Annotated in this window: 13 protein-coding genes and 5 tRNA genes; all 18 read left to right on the forward strand. The window is 40.1% G+C overall.

The window, feature by feature from the left end; all coding sequences use genetic code 11:
* The first annotated feature begins 39 nt into the window (after positions 1-39).
* The 18 genes from WD048_09430 to rpoC all read left to right on the forward strand — a co-directional run bounded on the left by WD048_09430 (position 40) and on the right by rpoC (position 16,270).
* Complete coding sequence (locus tag WD048_09430; protein ID MEX0812428.1) at positions 40-1,179, forward strand: acyl-CoA dehydrogenase family protein; 1,140 nt, start codon at positions 40-42, stop codon at positions 1,177-1,179.
* A 642-nt stretch (positions 1,180-1,821) separates the two neighbouring features.
* Positions 1,822-2,019 carry a 30S ribosomal protein S21 gene (rpsU, locus tag WD048_09435; GenBank protein ID MEX0812429.1) on the forward strand — a complete coding sequence of 66 codons (198 nt, stop codon included), beginning with the start codon at positions 1,822-1,824 and terminating at the stop codon, positions 2,017-2,019.
* Positions 2,020-2,056: 37 nt separating this feature from the next.
* Positions 2,057-2,938, forward strand: coding sequence for a tyrosine-type recombinase/integrase (locus WD048_09440; GenBank protein MEX0812430.1), 882 nt, complete (start codon positions 2,057-2,059; stop codon positions 2,936-2,938).
* A 13-nt stretch (positions 2,939-2,951) separates the two neighbouring features.
* Positions 2,952-3,251, forward strand: a complete 300-nt coding sequence (gene raiA / locus WD048_09445) for a ribosome-associated translation inhibitor RaiA (protein ID MEX0812431.1) — start codon at positions 2,952-2,954, stop codon at positions 3,249-3,251.
* Between the two features lie 96 nt (positions 3,252-3,347).
* A tRNA-Thr gene (locus tag WD048_09450) sits at positions 3,348-3,421 on the forward strand.
* A gap of 16 nt (positions 3,422-3,437) precedes the next feature.
* Positions 3,438-3,519: transfer RNA gene (locus WD048_09455), tRNA-Tyr, on the forward strand.
* A gap of 18 nt (positions 3,520-3,537) precedes the next feature.
* Positions 3,538-3,610 (forward strand) — tRNA-Gly (locus WD048_09460).
* Positions 3,611-3,636: 26 nt separating this feature from the next.
* Positions 3,637-3,708 (forward strand) — tRNA-Thr (locus WD048_09465).
* A 72-nt stretch (positions 3,709-3,780) separates the two neighbouring features.
* Positions 3,781-4,968 carry an elongation factor Tu gene (gene tuf, locus WD048_09470; GenBank protein ID MEX0812432.1) on the forward strand — a complete coding sequence of 396 codons (1,188 nt, stop codon included), beginning with the start codon at positions 3,781-3,783 and terminating at the stop codon, positions 4,966-4,968.
* Positions 4,969-4,979: 11 nt separating this feature from the next.
* Positions 4,980-5,052 (forward strand) — tRNA-Trp (locus WD048_09475).
* Positions 5,053-5,073: 21 nt separating this feature from the next.
* Entirely contained in the window at positions 5,074-5,271 is a 198-nt protein-coding gene (gene secE / locus WD048_09480) for a preprotein translocase subunit SecE (protein MEX0812433.1), read from the forward strand.
* 26 nt (positions 5,272-5,297) lie between these two features.
* Positions 5,298-5,864, forward strand: a complete 567-nt coding sequence (gene nusG / locus WD048_09485) for a transcription termination/antitermination protein NusG (protein MEX0812434.1) — start codon at positions 5,298-5,300, stop codon at positions 5,862-5,864.
* 3 nt (positions 5,865-5,867) lie between these two features.
* On the forward strand, positions 5,868-6,311 hold the full coding sequence (gene rplK, locus WD048_09490) for a 50S ribosomal protein L11 (protein ID MEX0812435.1): 444 nt from the start codon (positions 5,868-5,870) through the stop codon (positions 6,309-6,311).
* A 26-nt stretch (positions 6,312-6,337) separates the two neighbouring features.
* Positions 6,338-7,033: a 50S ribosomal protein L1 gene (gene rplA, locus WD048_09495; protein MEX0812436.1), complete on the forward strand. Its 696-nt coding sequence runs from the start codon at positions 6,338-6,340 to the stop codon at positions 7,031-7,033.
* 1 nt (position 7,034) lies between these two features.
* The gene (gene rplJ, locus WD048_09500) at positions 7,035-7,559 is read left to right on the forward strand and encodes a 50S ribosomal protein L10 (GenBank protein ID MEX0812437.1); all 525 of its coding nucleotides are present in this window, start codon (positions 7,035-7,037) and stop codon (positions 7,557-7,559) included.
* A 28-nt stretch (positions 7,560-7,587) separates the two neighbouring features.
* Positions 7,588-7,965 carry a 50S ribosomal protein L7/L12 gene (gene rplL, locus WD048_09505; protein ID MEX0812438.1) on the forward strand — a complete coding sequence of 126 codons (378 nt, stop codon included), beginning with the start codon at positions 7,588-7,590 and terminating at the stop codon, positions 7,963-7,965.
* Positions 7,966-8,075: 110 nt separating this feature from the next.
* A complete protein-coding gene (rpoB, locus tag WD048_09510; protein ID MEX0812439.1) occupies positions 8,076-11,882 on the forward strand; it encodes a DNA-directed RNA polymerase subunit beta in 3,807 nt (1,268 codons plus the stop codon).
* Between the two features lie 32 nt (positions 11,883-11,914).
* Positions 11,915-16,270, forward strand: coding sequence for a DNA-directed RNA polymerase subunit beta' (gene rpoC / locus WD048_09515; GenBank protein ID MEX0812440.1), 4,356 nt, complete (start codon positions 11,915-11,917; stop codon positions 16,268-16,270).
* Positions 16,271-16,322 lie beyond the last annotated feature (52 nt).

Consider the following 16,322-nt stretch of genomic DNA (forward strand, 5'->3'; position numbering starts at 1 on the left):
CTATAGCTTAAACAGACAAAACACAAAAGAATAACAAACATGGATTTTGAACTGAACGAAAATCAGAAAATGATCACGCAGATGCTGCGCGATTTTGGAGAAAAGCACATCAAACCCAAATTTATGGAGTGGGATGAATCGCAGGAATTTCCTTTGGAAACCTTTAAAAAACTCGGTGAGCTCGGTTTGATGGGCGTGTTGGTGCCGCAGGAATACGGTGGCTCCGGTTTTGGTTATACAGAGTATGTCACAGCGATTTCAGAAATTTCAAAATATTGCGGATCCATTGGCCTGTCTATGGCAGCGCACAATTCACTCTGCACGGGACATATCATGCAATTTGGAAATGAGGAGCAAAAGAAAAAATGGTTGCCCAAACTGGCCACTGCCGAATGGATTGGCGCCTGGGGATTGACCGAAGCCAATACCGGCTCCGATGCCATGCGCATGAAATGTACGGCCAAAAAAGATGGAGACTACTGGGTGCTCAATGGTGCAAAAAACTGGATTACACACGGTATCAGTGGAGATATTGCCGTAGTGCTGGCCAGAACCGGTGAACCGCTCGACAGCAATGGCATCACGGCATTTGTAGTGGAAAGAGGTACAGAAGGATTCAGAGGTGGAAAAAAAGAAAACAAACTGGGCATGCGCGCTTCCGAAACCGCTGAAATGATTTTTGAGGACTGCCGTGTGCCTGAGGAAAATGTGCTTGGGGAAGTAGGGGAAGGATTCCGTCAGGCCATGAAGGTATTGGATGGCGGCAGGATTTCCATTGCAGCACTTTCGCTGGGAATAGCCAAAGGCGCATACGAAGCTGCATTGCAGTATTCCAAAGAAAGAGAACAGTTCGGACAACCGATATCCAAATTCCAGGCCATATCCTTTAAGTTGGCAGACATGGCCATAAAAATAGAAAATGCAGAATTACTGACCATGCGTGCTGCCGTTATGAAAAACGAAGGCAAAAAAATGACCAAGGAATCCGCTATGGCAAAATATTACGCCTCTGAAGTAGCGGTGGAAAACTCCACCGAAGCAGTGCAGATTTTTGGCGGCTATGGCTATACCAAGGATTTTCCGGTAGAGAAATTTTACCGAGATTCCAAGCTCTGCACCATAGGGGAGGGCACTTCAGAAATCCAAAAGCTGGTAATCAGCAGGGAGATTTTGAAGTAGGGAAAGTATACTTTTAAAGGTATTTACAAAGTGGATTTTGTGTACAGCTATAAAGTAAGTGGTCGGACGACTTTTTTAGTCGTCTGACCACTCCAGTTCTTAACGTGGATGAGTGTAAGATAAAGTTGTCTGACCTTTAACCTTTCGAATCAGCATTAGAGATGACATCTTTCCAAAAAAGATATCATCTCTTTTATTCTGCCCGAACTCCAATGGGTCATGACCCATTGGAAAGCAAGTTCGAACATTGTCAGCTCTAATTTCCATTGAGAAAGAGAACGAAAGCATTAAATCCTATAGAAGTTTTTCGATCAAAGACCAATTGATCCCAGCGGGATCAGATGTTTGTAAAAAGACGGAACTCCCCCACTCACTGATCTCGGAGGGATCATATGTTTCAGACATTGAAGCTTTATCATTTTGGGCTTGTTTAGCATTTATGATTTAGAAATCAGGATTTATACTGGTTTAGGTTTGGAATTTTTACTTTGATGAAATAAACAGCATCTAATTCCCCACAGCATTCAACACAGAAGCATTAATTCCCTGTATAGAGCAATATAATATCAAGAAGCTCATTTTTTCTTGCATTTTTCCAAAACAAAAATTTATCTTTGCCATTCGTTTTTAAAAACCGATATTATGCTTATAATTGATGCAAGAGATAGCGAGTCTATTGACAGAGCGCTGAAAAAGTACAAAAAGAAGTACGAAAAAGCCGGAATCATGAAACAATTGAGATCCAGGCAACATTTCACCAAGCCATCTGTTGAAAGAAGAGAAGAAGTTTTAAAAGCTGCCTACAAGCAGAAAATGATCAATTCAGGTAAGATCAAATAAGTAGGCGGCCCAAAATCCACCTGTTTATTTTGTTCTTATGAACCTGAAGCGATTTTTAGATTATTTAAAGTACGAAAAGCGATATTCCCCGCATACTTTAGATGCATATCGCTCCGATCTTGAGCAATTCCTCCTTTTTCTTCAGCAGCAGTACGAATCACCCGCAATAGAAGAACTCAGCCATCACCACATCCGCTCCTGGATGGTGGCATTGATCGAAGGGCAGAAAACAGCCGTTTCCATCAACAGGAAACTTTCCAGTCTCAAATCCTATTTCAGGTTTGCAATGCGGGAAGGGCTGCTCAAATCCAATCCCGCAGCAAAAATACAAGCCCCCAAACAAGGCAAAAAACTACCCACATTTGTAGAGGAAAAGCAAATAGCAAAGTTATTTGATGACATCCCTTTTCCGGAAGGCTATATCGGCTGCCGCGACAAATTGATATTGGAGTGTTTCTACGCCCTGGGCCTCAGGCGTGCAGAATTGATTGCATTAAAAGAAAGTGATTTTTCACTGCCTCAGCGAACACTGAGGGTCACCGGTAAGGGGCGCAAGGAACGCTTATTGCCTTTCGATCAAAAATTAGGCGAATCCATTGAAAATTATCTTTTAGAAAAAAAAGCCATTTTCCAATCAGAAACACCGGCATTTTTCGTTACGGAAAAGGCAGTGCCACTTTACCCTAAATTGGTTTATCAAATCGTGAACAAATACTTATCTTTAGTCACTACCTTGAAAAAAAAGAGTCCGCATATCTTGAGACATACTTTTGCCACACATCTACTCAACAACGGTGCAGATATCAATGCCATCAAAGAACTGCTAGGGCACAGCAGTCTTGCAGCTACACAGGTTTATACGCACAACGATATACAAAAACTTAAATCTATTTATAAACAAGCGCATCCCAAAGCGTAAAAAAATTACAATTATGGAAATTAAACTTCAGGCCATTCATTTTGATGCAGACCAGAAATTGGTAGATTTTACAGAAAAGAAAGCGAAAAAACTTACGCAATTTTACGATAAGATAATATCCGTGGATATTTTCCTTAAATTTGACAGCGGAAATGGGCAAGTCAGAGATAAAACAGCCGATGTAAAGCTCAATATTCCAGGCAACACACTTTTCTCCGGGTTTACTTCTAAAACCTTTGAAGAGTCACTGAATAAGTGCTTTGAATCCCTTACCAGGCAACTTAAAAAACAAAAGGAAAAATTAAAGGCATAATTTTTCAGTATTCCCTTGTAATTCAAGCAAAGTATTTTTAGATTTGCAAGCCGAAATTAAGGGTGTTGTTTGAAATATTATTGTATAAATGCGAGTGCCAATGTAGCTCAGTTGGCCAGAGCAGCTGATTTGTAATCAGCCGGTCGGGGGTTCGAATCCCTCCATTGGCTCGCTTTTATCGAAACTGGGGAGATACCAAAGTGGCCAACTGGGGCAGACTGTAAATCTGTTGTCTTCGACTTCGTAGGTTCGAATCCTGCTCTCCCCACGCTAAGGAATATTATAAGCGGGAGTAGCTCAGTTGGTAGAGCATCAGCCTTCCAAGCTGAGGGTCGCGGGTTCGAGTCTCGTCTCCCGCTCATTTTTTCTGCTCTTGGGCAGAACAGCCGATGTAGCTCAGGGGTAGAGCGTTTCCTTGGTAAGGAAGAGGTCAGGGGTTCAATTCCCCTCATTGGCTCGGAAGAAAGCTTTTATTACAATAGAGTATTAGGAATATTTAGATAATCAATTAATTAAAAACAGTTTAGTCATGGCTAAAGAAAAATTTGAAAAAACGAAACCTCACTTGAATGTGGGTACAATTGGTCACGTGGATCACGGTAAAACTACTTTGACTGCGGCCATTACATCAGTATTGTCCAAAAAAGGATTTGCGCAAAGCATGGGGTATGATACCATTGATGCTGCACCTGAAGAAAAAGAAAGGGGTATTACTATTAATACTGCGCACGTAGAATACGAAACAGAAAAAAGACACTACGCTCACGTAGATTGTCCTGGTCACGCTGATTATATTAAAAATATGGTTACAGGTGCTGCCCAAATGGACGGTACTATTTTGGTAGTTGCTGCTACTGACGGGCCAATGCCTCAAACCAGAGAGCACATCTTGTTGTCAAGACAGGTTGGTGTTCCTGCAGTTGTGGTATTCATGAATAAAGTGGATTTGGTTGATGATCCTGAATTGTTGGAATTGGTTGAAATGGAAATTCGTGAGCTATTAAGCTTCTACGATTTTGATGGAGACAATATTTCTATTATTCAAGGCTCTGCATTGAAAGCGCTCGAAGGAGATGCTGAAGCTGAAAAAGCCATTGAAGCTTTGATGGATGCTGTGGATAGTGATATTCCACTTCCTCCAAGAGAAGTTGATCTGCCTTTCTTGATGCCAGTTGAAGATGTGTTCTCAATTACAGGACGTGGTACTGTTGCTACTGGTAGAATTGAAAGAGGTGTTGTAAATACCGGAGATGCTTTGGAAATCATCGGTCTTCAGGAGCAACCAATGAAATCTACTTGTACAGGAGTTGAAATGTTTAGAAAAATTCTCGATACCGGAGAAGCTGGCGATAATGTTGGTATTCTTTTAAGAGGTATTGAAAAAACCGATATCAAAAGAGGAATGGTGATTTGTAAGCCGGGTTCAATTACTCCTCACACTGAATTCAAATGTGAAGTGTATATCCTGAACAAAGAAGAAGGTGGACGTCACACTCCATTCTTTAACAAGTACAGACCTCAGTTTTACCTTAGAACTACAGATGTTACTGGTGAAATTTCTTTGCCAGACGGTGTAGAAATGGTAATGCCCGGAGATAACGTAACACTTAATGTGAAACTTATTTACCCGGTAGCGCTTGACAAAGGACTCAGATTTGCAATCCGTGAAGGTGGCAGAACTGTAGGAGCTGGTCAGGTAACTGAAATTGTAAAATAATATAGCGGTAAACGGGTGTAGCTCAATTGGTAGAGTAGTGGTCTCCAAAACCATTGGCTGGGGGTTCGAGTCCCTCCTCCCGTGCAAATAATTAAACATAAGAATGTGCTGAAAGTTAGAGTATATATTAAGGAAGCCTACGAAGAGCTATTACATAAAGTGACTTGGCCAAGCTGGCCGGAGTTGCAGCATAGCGCAGTCTTGGTTTTAATAGCTTCCATCATTATATCTTTGGTTGTTTTGGCAATGGATCAGGCCTCCAATAATGTTTTAAAATTGGTCTATCAGGCGATAGCCGGTTAAACTTAAGAGAGGTGAAATACTAAGAAATGTCTGAAGAGAATAAGACAGATGGATTAAGATGGTTTGCATTACGCGTTATTAGCGGTAAAGAACGCAAACTGAAAGAATATTTGGATAATGAAGTACGCAAATCGGGCTGGGGACATATCGTTAAGCAGATATTGGTGCCAACTGAAAAAGTGTATAAAATCCAAAGCGGTAAGAAAGTGGTAAAAGAACGCAATTTCTTTCCCGGTTATATTCTTGTTGAAGCAGTAGAGTCGCTACTAAGTGGTGAGATAATTTCTCACATTTCTACTACAAATGGAGTGATTCATTTTCTGGGAAAAAACAAACCTACACCCTTGCGTCAGACAGAGGTTAATAGGATTCTCGGAAAAGTAGATCAGATACAGGAGATGGGAGAAAATGTGATGAACGAGCCATTTATCGTGAATGAAACGGTCAAAATTATTGACGGCCCTTTCAATGATTTCAAAGGTGATATTGAAGAAATTCAGGAAGACAAGAAAAAATTGAAAGTTATAGTAAAAATATTTGGCAGGCGCACACCTGTTGAATTGAATTTTATGCAGGTAGAAAAAATATCTTAAAAAATGTCTAAAGAGATTCAAGGTTATATAAAGCTTCAAATAAGAGGCGGTCAGGCAAATCCTGCACCACCAGTAGGCCCAGCATTGGGTGCCAAAGGGGTTAACATTATGGATTTTTGCAAGCAGTTTAATGCAAAAACCCAAGATCAGCAAGGAAAGGTGATTCCGGTTGTCATTACTGTGTTTAAGGATAAATCATTCAGTTTTATCATTAAAACTACCCCGGCTCCTGTTTTACTTCTTGAATTGGGAAAAATTAAAAAAGGTTCTGCTGAGCCCAATAGGGTGAAAGTTGGTTCTGTAAACTGGAATCAGGTAAAAGAAATTGCCGAAACCAAAATGTCGGATTTAAATGCATTTACTGTTGAATCTGCGATGAAAATGGTTGCAGGAACAGCAAGAAGTATGGGGATGACCGTTAGCGGTAGAGCTCCCTGGGAAAAATAAAATGAGAATAAATAAACTTTTATAAAGTGAAATTAACTAGAAATAGAAAAGCAGTTCAGGACAAAGTTGAGGCAGGTAAAGAATATCCTTTATCCGAAGCTTGTGCTTTGATCAAAGAACTCACGAAAGTAAAATTTGATGCTTCAGTGGACCTACACATTAAATTAGGTGTAGATCCCCGAAAAGCTGATCAGGCATTACGTGGTACAGTTTCTTTACCAAATGGTACTGGAAAGGACAAAACAGTTCTTGTACTTTGCACACCAGATAAAGAAGAAGAAGCAAAAGCTGCTGGCGCTGACCATGTTGGCCTTGATGATTATGTAGAAAAGATCTCAGGCGGATGGACAGATATTGATGTTGTAATAGCATCGCCAAGTGTAATGCCTAAAATTGCCCGATTGGGACGTGTGTTGGGACCAAGAAACCTGATGCCCAATCCTAAGTCAGGGACTGTTACCAATGATATTGGTGATGTAGTGAAAGAAGTGAAGAAAGGAAAAATTGCTTTTCGTGTTGATAAATTTGGGATCATACATGCTTCAGTAGGAAGGGTTTCTTTTTCTGCCGAACAGTTGAGGGAAAATGCTGCTGAATTATTGCAGACATTGAGCAAAATGAAACCATCATCAGCGAAAGGAATTTATTTCAAAAGTATCTTCATGGCAAGTACAATGAGTCCTTCTGTGAAAATTGATACTAAATCTGTAAGCGGTATATAAAATGAAAAGAGAAGATAAAGCACTTGTTATTGACGAGTTGGCAAAAAAGTTTTCAGAAGCCGACAATTTTTACTTTACCGATACTTCCGGTTTGACGGTTGAGGAGATAAACAACTTGAGAAGACTTTGTTTTGGCAAAGAAATAGAGATGAAAGTAGCTAAAAACACTTTGATCAAATTTGCTTTGGAGAAATCCGATCGTACATTTGAAGGTTCAGACTCTGTTTTGAAAGGCACTACTGCACTTATGTTCAGTGCCGTTGCCAATACTCCGGCCAAAATAATCAAAGAATTCAGAAAATCATCAGAAAAGCCTTACCTGAAGGCTGCATATATCGATACAGACATCATTATTGGAGATGAGCAGCTCGAGAAGCTGGCTTCCCTCAAATCTAAGAATGAACTTATCGGTGATGTGATTGCATTGCTTCAGTCTCCTGCTAAAAATGTTATTTCTGCCCTACAGGGTAGCGGAGGACAGAAGCTCTCAGGTATTCTTAAAACACTGTCCCAAAAGGACGCATAAATATTTAATCAATTAAAAAATTTGTAAAATGGCTGATTTAAAAGAGTTTGCAGAACAACTTGTTAACCTTACTGTAAAAGAGGTAAACGAGCTGGCTGACATCTTAAAAGAAGAATATGGTATTGAACCTGCCGCTGCAGCAGTAGCTGTTGCCGGTGGTGGCGGTGGCGGTGAAGCCGATGCTGCTGAAGAACAAACTGAGTTTGACGTAGTTCTGACTGCTGCCGGTGGTAGTAAACTTACTGTCGTTAAACTTGTTAAAGAAATTACCGGATTGGGTCTGAAAGAAGCCAAGGAATTGGTGGACGGAGCTCCAAAACCGGTAAAAGAAGCTGCATCTAAAGACGAAGCTGAGTCTATCAAGGCCAAGTTGGAAGAGGCAGGTGCCAGTGTTGAGTTGAAGTAAATTCAATTTTTACCGGTACTAAAAATAATTATAAATAGGGTTAGTACGTCTGTTTGGCGACTAAGCCTATTTATCAATTATTGTTTTTTTATTTAAACTTCTTTGTTTCTATGGCTCAAACGACTTACCCCGAAAGAATTAATTTCGGAAAAATTGCTCGAATAAGTGAATATCCCGATTTATTAGACATACAGTTAAAGTCTTTTCAAGACTTTTTCCAGTTGGAAACAACCGCTGAAAACCGAGAAGATGAAGGTCTTTTTAAGGTTTTTATGGAAAATTTTCCGATTACAGATACCCGGAATATTTTCGAACTGGAATTTCTTGACTACTTTGTTGATCCTCCGCGCTACTCCATAGAAGAATGTATGGAAAGAGGGCTCACCTATAGTGTGCCTTTAAAAGCTAAGCTGCGCTTATCATGTAATGATGAGGAACACGTTGATTTTGAAACTATTGTTCAGGATGTTTTCCTTGGAAATATTCCCTACATGTCTCCCAAAGGGACTTTTGTAGTTAATGGTGGCGAAAGAATTGTTGTTTCTCAATTGCATCGTTCACCTGGTGTGTTCTTCGGACAAAGCTTCCACCCCAACGGCACTAAAATTTATTCTGCCCGTGTAATTCCTTTTAAAGGTGCATGGATGGAATTTGCAACAGACATCAATAATGTGATGTATGCCTATATTGATCGTAAAAAGAAGTTCCCTGTAACCACGCTTTTAAGATCAATTGGTTATGACAATGATAAAGACATACTTGAACTCTTTGGTTTATCCGATGAAGTGAAAGTAAATAAAAAGAACATTCCAAAGATTAAAGACAGAAAGCTCGCAGCAAGAGTTCTTAAATCATGGATTGAGGATTTTGTGGATGAAGATACCGGTGAGGTTGTGTCAATTGAAAGGAACGAAGTTATTCTTGAACGCGATACAATTCTCGATGATGAAGCTATAGAGCAAATCCTTGAAACAGATGTTGAAACAGTAATTCTTCAGAAAGAAGAATTGAGTGCTGATTATGCAATTATTTACAACACATTGCAAAAGGATACTTCAAATTCTGAAATTGAAGCGGTTCAGCACATTTACCGTCAGTTGCGCGGAAGCGATGCGCCTGATGATGAAACTGCAAGAGGAATTATTGAAAAATTATTTTTCTCTGATAAAAGATATGATCTCGGTGAAGTAGGGCGCTATAAAATCAATAGAAAATTGGATATCGACATGAGTGTTGATACCAAAACACTTACTAAAGAAGATATCATTGCCATTGTAAAATATCTTGTCCAGTTGAGCAATGCAAAAGCTGAGATTGATGATATTGACCACCTTAGCAACAGACGGGTAAAAACCGTAGGAGAACAATTGTATGGTCAGTTTGGTGTTGGTTTGGCGCGAATGGCCAGAACCATCAGAGAGCGAATGAATGTTCGTGACAATGAAGTATTTACTCCAATTGACTTGATCAATGCAAGAACACTTTCCTCTGTTATCAATTCATTTTTTGGTACCAGTCAGTTGTCTCAGTTTTTAGACCAAACAAATCCGCTTTCTGAAATTACTCATAAGAGAAGAATTTCAGCACTCGGCCCAGGTGGTTTATCTCGTGAAAGAGCTGGTTTTGAGGTGCGTGACGTTCACTATTCTCACTACGGAAGGCTTTGTACTATTGAAACACCTGAAGGTCCAAACATTGGTTTGATCTCTACACTTTGTGTACATGCTAAGATCAACAGAATGGGCTTTATCGAAACACCTTATAAAGAGGTGAAAGAAGGTATTGTCAATGTAACCGATCAGCCCCGCTACCTCTCTGCGGAAGAAGAAGATGACAAGCGTATTGCACAGTCAAATGCGCCTATTGATGGTAAAGGTAATTTCCTCAACGATAGAATTAAAGCAAGACACTCCGGTGAATTTCCTATTCTTCAACCAGATGAATTGGAATATATGGATGTGGCGCCTAATCAAATTGTAGGTGTTTCAGCATCACTCATTCCTTTTCTGGAAAATGATGATGCCAACCGTGCTTTGATGGGATCAAACATGCAGCGTCAGGCAGTTCCTCTTTTGCAGCCTCAATCTCCTATTGTTGGTACAGGTATAGAGGAAGTTGTAGCGCGCGATTCCAGGACACTAATCAATGCGGAAGGTGATGGTGTAGTTGAATATGTTGATGCTGACATAATCGTAGTAAAATACGATATGGACGAGGATGATGAATTGGTTTCTTTTAAAGGAGATTCCAAAACATATGAATTGACTAAATTCAAGAAAACCAATCAAAACACTTGCATCAACCTCAAACCTATCGTATCAAAAGGTGTGCGTGTCAAAAAAGGAGACATTCTTTGTGAAGGATATGCTACTGAAAAGGGCGAACTGGCACTTGGAAGAAACCTGAAAGTGGCGTTTATGCCCTGGAAAGGTTACAATTTCGAGGATGCTATTGTGGTATCCGAGAAAGTTGTTAAAGAAGATATTTTTACTTCTCTGCACATTTTGGAATATGAAATGGATGTGAGAGATACCAAACTTGGCGAAGAAGAATTGACCAATGATATTCCCAATGTGAGTGAAGAAGCCACTAAGGAATTGGATGAAAATGGTATTGTAAGAATTGGAGCACACATTAAGGATGGAGATATCCTTATTGGAAAAATCACACCTAAAGGTGAATCTGATCCTACTCCTGAAGAAAAATTGTTGCGTGCTATTTTCGGTGACAAAGCCGGAGATGTGAAAGATGCTTCAATGAAAGCACCACCATCAACTAAAGGTGTGGTAATCGACACCAAACTTTTCGCAAGGGCGCGCAAGGATAAATCTTCTAAAACAAAGGAAAAACCTTTGCTCGAGCGTATTGAGGATGAGCACAATAAGAATGTAAAAGAGATTACAAATCTTTTGATTCAGAAACTCTACAAGCTGCTGAATGGTAAAACTTCTGCCGGTGTTATTAATATCTTTAAAGAAGATGTAATAGCAAAAGGCGTGAAATTTACACAGAAAGTTCTTGCAGATGTAGATTTCGAAAATGTAGATTACAACAATTGGACTAAGGACGATAAAATGAACGGCCTTATCAAAACCATGTTGCACAACTACAAACTAAGAACCAATGAAGAGCTCGGACGCTACAAGCGCGAGAAATTCAACATCTCTGTAGGTGATGAATTGCCAAACGGTGTATTGCAAATGGCTAAAGTTTATTTGGCTAAAAAGAGAAAACTCAAAGTTGGTGATAAACTTGCCGGACGTCACGGTAACAAAGGTATTGTTGCTAAAATTGTGCGCGAAGAAGACATGCCATTCTTAGAAGATGGTACTCCTGTAGATATTGTATTGAATCCACTGGGTGTACCTTCAAGGATGAACCTTGGACAGGTTTATGAAACCGTACTTGGTTGGGCAGGAGAGAAAACAGGTGTAAAATATGCCACTCCAATCTTTGACGGAGCTTCTTATGAAGAAATTGACGAGAAAGTAGATGAAGCAGGATTGCCGCGTTTAGGACAAACCTATCTTTATGATGGCGAGACAGGAGATCGATTCCACCAGAAAGCTACAGTTGGAGTGATTTATATGCTCAAACTGGCCCACATGATCGAAGACAAAATGCACGCCCGTTCCATCGGTCCGTACTCACTCATTACACAGCAACCCCTTGGTGGTAAAGCACAGTTTGGTGGTCAGCGACTTGGTGAAATGGAGGTATGGGCACTTGAAGCATATGGTGCTGCCAATATCTTGCAGGAATTGCTTACAATTAAATCAGATGATATACAAGGCAGGGCAAAAGCCTATGAAGCCATTGTAAAAGGCGATAATCTGCCAGACGCTTCTTTACCCGAATCTTTTAATGTGTTGTTACACGAATTAAGAGGACTGGGTCTTGAATTGAGTTTTGAATAGTTTCTATTAAAGTAAAATCAGGAGGAATTCCAATGCCTATAAAAAAGGATAATAAAACAAGTTTCGACTTTACCAAATTGACGATCAGCCTGGCCTCCCCGGATGCCATTCTCGAAAGGTCATATGGGGAAGTCTTAAAACCTGAAACCATTAATTACAGAACCTACAAGCCCGAAAGAGACGGCTTGTTCTGTGAGCGAATTTTTGGGCCTGTTAAAGATTTTGAATGTTATTGTGGTAAATACAAGCGCATCCGTTATAAAGGAATCGTTTGTGATCGCTGTGGTGTAGAAGTAACTGAAAAGAAAGTGCGAAGAGAGCGCATGGGCCATATTAAATTGGTAGTTCCTGTTGTGCACATTTGGTACTTTAAATCATTGCCAAATAAAATTGGTTATTTGCTGGGGCTTTCTTCTAAAAAGCTGGAGTCTATAGTTTACTACGAACGATATGTTATCGTTCAGGCTGGTGAAGCTGGGCAGATGGAAGATGCAAAAGGAAATCCTTTTGAATACCTTTCACTGATAACTGAAGAAGAATACCTGGACATCCTTGAAAAATTACCCAAGGAAAACCAGATGCTGCCCAATGATGATCCCAATAAGTTCATCGCAGCTATGGGAGCAGAGGCTATCAAAGAGCTTTTGTCTCGTCTGCAATTAGATGATCTCTCTTATCAATTAAGGCATCAGGCAGCCAATGAGACTTCTCAGCAAAGAAAAGCAGAGGCACTCAAAAGGTTGATTGTAGTTGAAGCTTTCAGAGATGCAAACAATAGAATGGAAAATCGTCCCGAGTGGATGATCATGCAATACTTACCTGTTATTCCACCTGAATTAAGGCCTTTGGTGCCGTTGGATGGTGGACGTTTTGCAAGTTCCGACCTGAATGACCTCTACAGAAGAGTAATTATCAGGAACAACCGTCTGAAAAGATTGATGGAGATCAAAGCGCCTGAAGTTATCCTCAGAAATGAGAAAAGAATGCTTCAGGAAGCAGTTGATTCTTTGTTTGACAACTCAAGGAAATCCAATGCTGTAAAAGCTGAAGGAGGAAGAGCTCTGAAATCATTAAGCGATGTGCTCAAAGGTAAACAAGGGCGTTTCCGTCAGAATTTGCTGGGTAAAAGGGTTGACTATTCCGGTCGTTCGGTAATTGTAGTAGGGCCAGATTTAAAATTGAGCGAATGTGGTATTCCAAAGGATATGGCTGCTGAGCTTTTCAAGCCTTTTGTTATTCGCAAGCTGATTGAAAGAGGCATAGTGAAAACTGTAAAATCAGCTAAAAAACTGGTTGACAGAAAAGAACCTGTGATTTGGGATATTCTTGAAAATATTTTGAAGGGACATCCTGTAATGCTCAATCGTGCTCCAACGCTGCACAGATTGAGTTTTCAGGCATTCCAGCCTAAATTAATTGAAGGAAAAGCCATACAACTGCACCCGCTTGCCTGTACTGCATTCAACGCGGATTTTGACGGTGACCAAATGGCTGTTCACGTTCCTTTGAGTAATGCGGCAATTCTTGAAGCTCAAATGCTGATGCTTTCTTCACACAATGTGCTGAATCCTCAGAATGGTTCGCCAATTACGCTGCCATCTCAGGATATGGTTTTGGGTCTGTACTACATGACCAAAGAAAGAAAAAGCACTAAGGAAGTCCCAATTCGCGGTGAAGGAATGACTTTCTATTCTCCAGAAGAAGTCATCATTGCCTATAATGAAAATAAGATTGACCTGCATGCTGTCATCAAAGTACGTGTTACTTTAAGAGATGAAGACGGCAATTACGAGGAAAAAATCGTTGAAACAACTACCGGAAGGGTTATTTTCAATGAAGTAGTACCTAATGAAGCTGGTTTTATAAATGTTTTATTGAAAAAGAAAACACTCGGACAGGTAATCAGTTATGTGATTAAGCAAACTGATATTCCACGGACTACAGAATTCTTAGATGCTATTAAGTATTTAGGTTTCCATTGGTCGTACAAAGGTGGACTGTCATTTAACCTGGGAGACTTGTTAATTCCCGATGATAAAGTAGATATGCTTGCTGAAGCCCAGGCTGAAGTGGATGGTGTATGGGAAAACTACAACATGGGTCTGATCACCAACAATGAGCGTTACAACCAGGTAGTGGATATTTGGACACGTATGAATACGCGTTTGACTAAAACTTTGATGACCAATCTTGAAAATGATCGTCAGGGATTCAACTCAGTGTATATGATGCTTGATTCAGGAGCAAGGGGCTCGCAAGAGCAGATTCGCCAGTTATCAGGTATTCGTGGTTTGATGGCTAAGCCTAGAAAATCAGGTGGATCCAATACTGGTGGAGAAATTATTGAAAACCCGATTCTTTCAAATTTGAAAGAAGGGCTATCAGTATTGGAATATTTTATCTCTACACACGGTGCGCGTAAAGGTCTTGCGGATACAGCTCTTAAAACAGCAGATGCCGGTTATTTGACCAGAAGATTGGTAGATGTTGCCCAGGATGTTGTTATTCTTGAAGAAGACTGTGGCACCTTGAGAGGAATTGAAGTAACGGCCCTCAAAGAAAACGAAGATATTGTAGAATCACTCTTCGATAGAATTGTCGGACGTGTAAGTCTGCATGATATATATGATCCGATAAGTGATGAACTTTATGCAAAAGCCGGTGATGAGATTACTGAAGCTATTGCAAATAAGATTGAAAAATCACCTATCGAAATGGTGGAAATCCGCTCTGTATTAACTTGCGAAACCAAACGCGGTGTTTGTGTGAAATGCTACGGTAGAAATCTTACCAATAACAGGATTGCCAAAACCGGAGACTCGGTAGGTATTATAGCTGCTCAGTCTATTGGTGAGCCGGGTACACAGTTAACACTTAGAACTTTCCACGCTGGTGGTACTGCATCTAATATTGCAGCTGAATCTGAACTGCGCGCTAAATTTGACGGTGAAATTGAATTAGAAGGTGTAAGAACTGTAAACTCTGTCAATAAACAAGGCGAAAAAGAGCAGAAAGTAATTGGAAGAACTGGAGAATTGAGATTGAATGAACCTAAGAAAAAGGTGAGTTTAATGATCAACAATATACCATATGGCTCTATTCTTCATGTTAAAGATGGGCAAAAGGTCAAGAAAGATGATTTGCTTTGTTCATGGGATGCTTATAATGCTGTTATTATTTCTGAGCATGAAGGTAAAGTAGAATACCTCAATCTTATTGATGGTGTTACCTTTAGGGAAGAAGCTGATGAGCAGACCGGCCACAAAGAAAAAGTTGTGGTAGAAACCCGCGATAAGAAAAAGATACCTACTATTAATATTACTGGTAAAAAAGGTGAAGTGCTGAAGGAATATAACCTGCCTGTAGGTTCTCACATTACAGTAGATGAAGGTGAGAAAGTTAAAGTAGGCCATATCCTTGTGAAAATTCCGAGATCATCAGGAAAAGTAAGGGATATTACCGGAGGTCTTCCACGAGTAACTGAACTGGTAGAAGCAAGAAACCCATCTAATCCTGCGGTAGTTACAGCTATTGATGGAGTGGTGAGTTTCGGTGGCATTAAAAGGGGTAATCGTGAAATTTTGGTAGAGTCCAAAGATGGAGTCAAAAAGAAATACATGGTTCCTTTGACCAAGCATATTTTGGTTCAGGAAAATGACTTTGTAAAAGCTGGAATGCAGCTTTCGGAAGGAGCAATTACACCTACAGATATACTGGCAATTAAAGGCCCTTGGGCTGTTCAGGAATATATTGTGAATGAGATACAGGAAGTTTATCGCTTGCAGGGAGTGAAAATCAATGACAAACACATCGAAGTGATTGTTCGTCAGATGATGCGTAAAGTGAGAATTCTTGATGCTGGGGATACACGCTTTTTGGAAAAAGATGCTGTTGATAAATTTGAATTTATCGAAGAAAACGATCAGATATTTGATAAGAAAGTAATCGAAGATTCTGGAGATTCAGCCAATCTAAAAGTAGGACAGATTGTTACCCTGCGTCAAATCAGAGAAGAAAACTCTTATCTGAAGCGCAATGACAAAAAAGCAGTTGCTTATCGCGATGCGATTGCAGCTACTTCTGAACCAGTACTTCAGGGTATTACCAGGTCTTCTTTAAGTACTGAAAGCTGGATATCAGCTGCATCGTTCCAGGAAACAACCAAGGTGTTGAGCACTGCTTCAATTGCGGCTAAAGACGATTACCTTAAAGGTCTGAAAGAAAACGTTATTGTTGGACACAAAATACCGGCAGGTACAGGTACTCGTGTTTGGAAAGATGTGATTGTCGGATCTAAAGCGGAGTATGAAAAACTGCTTGCCGCTAAGAAAGAAAGAGAAGCTGCAAAAGCTGAGCGTGAATTAGAAGAAGGCGGTGATAAAGCCTAAATTTTAAATAATTAAATTGAAAGGTCGGTTAATACCGGCCTTTTTTGTAAAT

Source organism: Chitinophagales bacterium, from assembly GCA_040877935.1.
Classification (GTDB): Bacteria; Bacteroidota; Bacteroidia; order Chitinophagales; family CAIOSU01; genus JBBDNB01.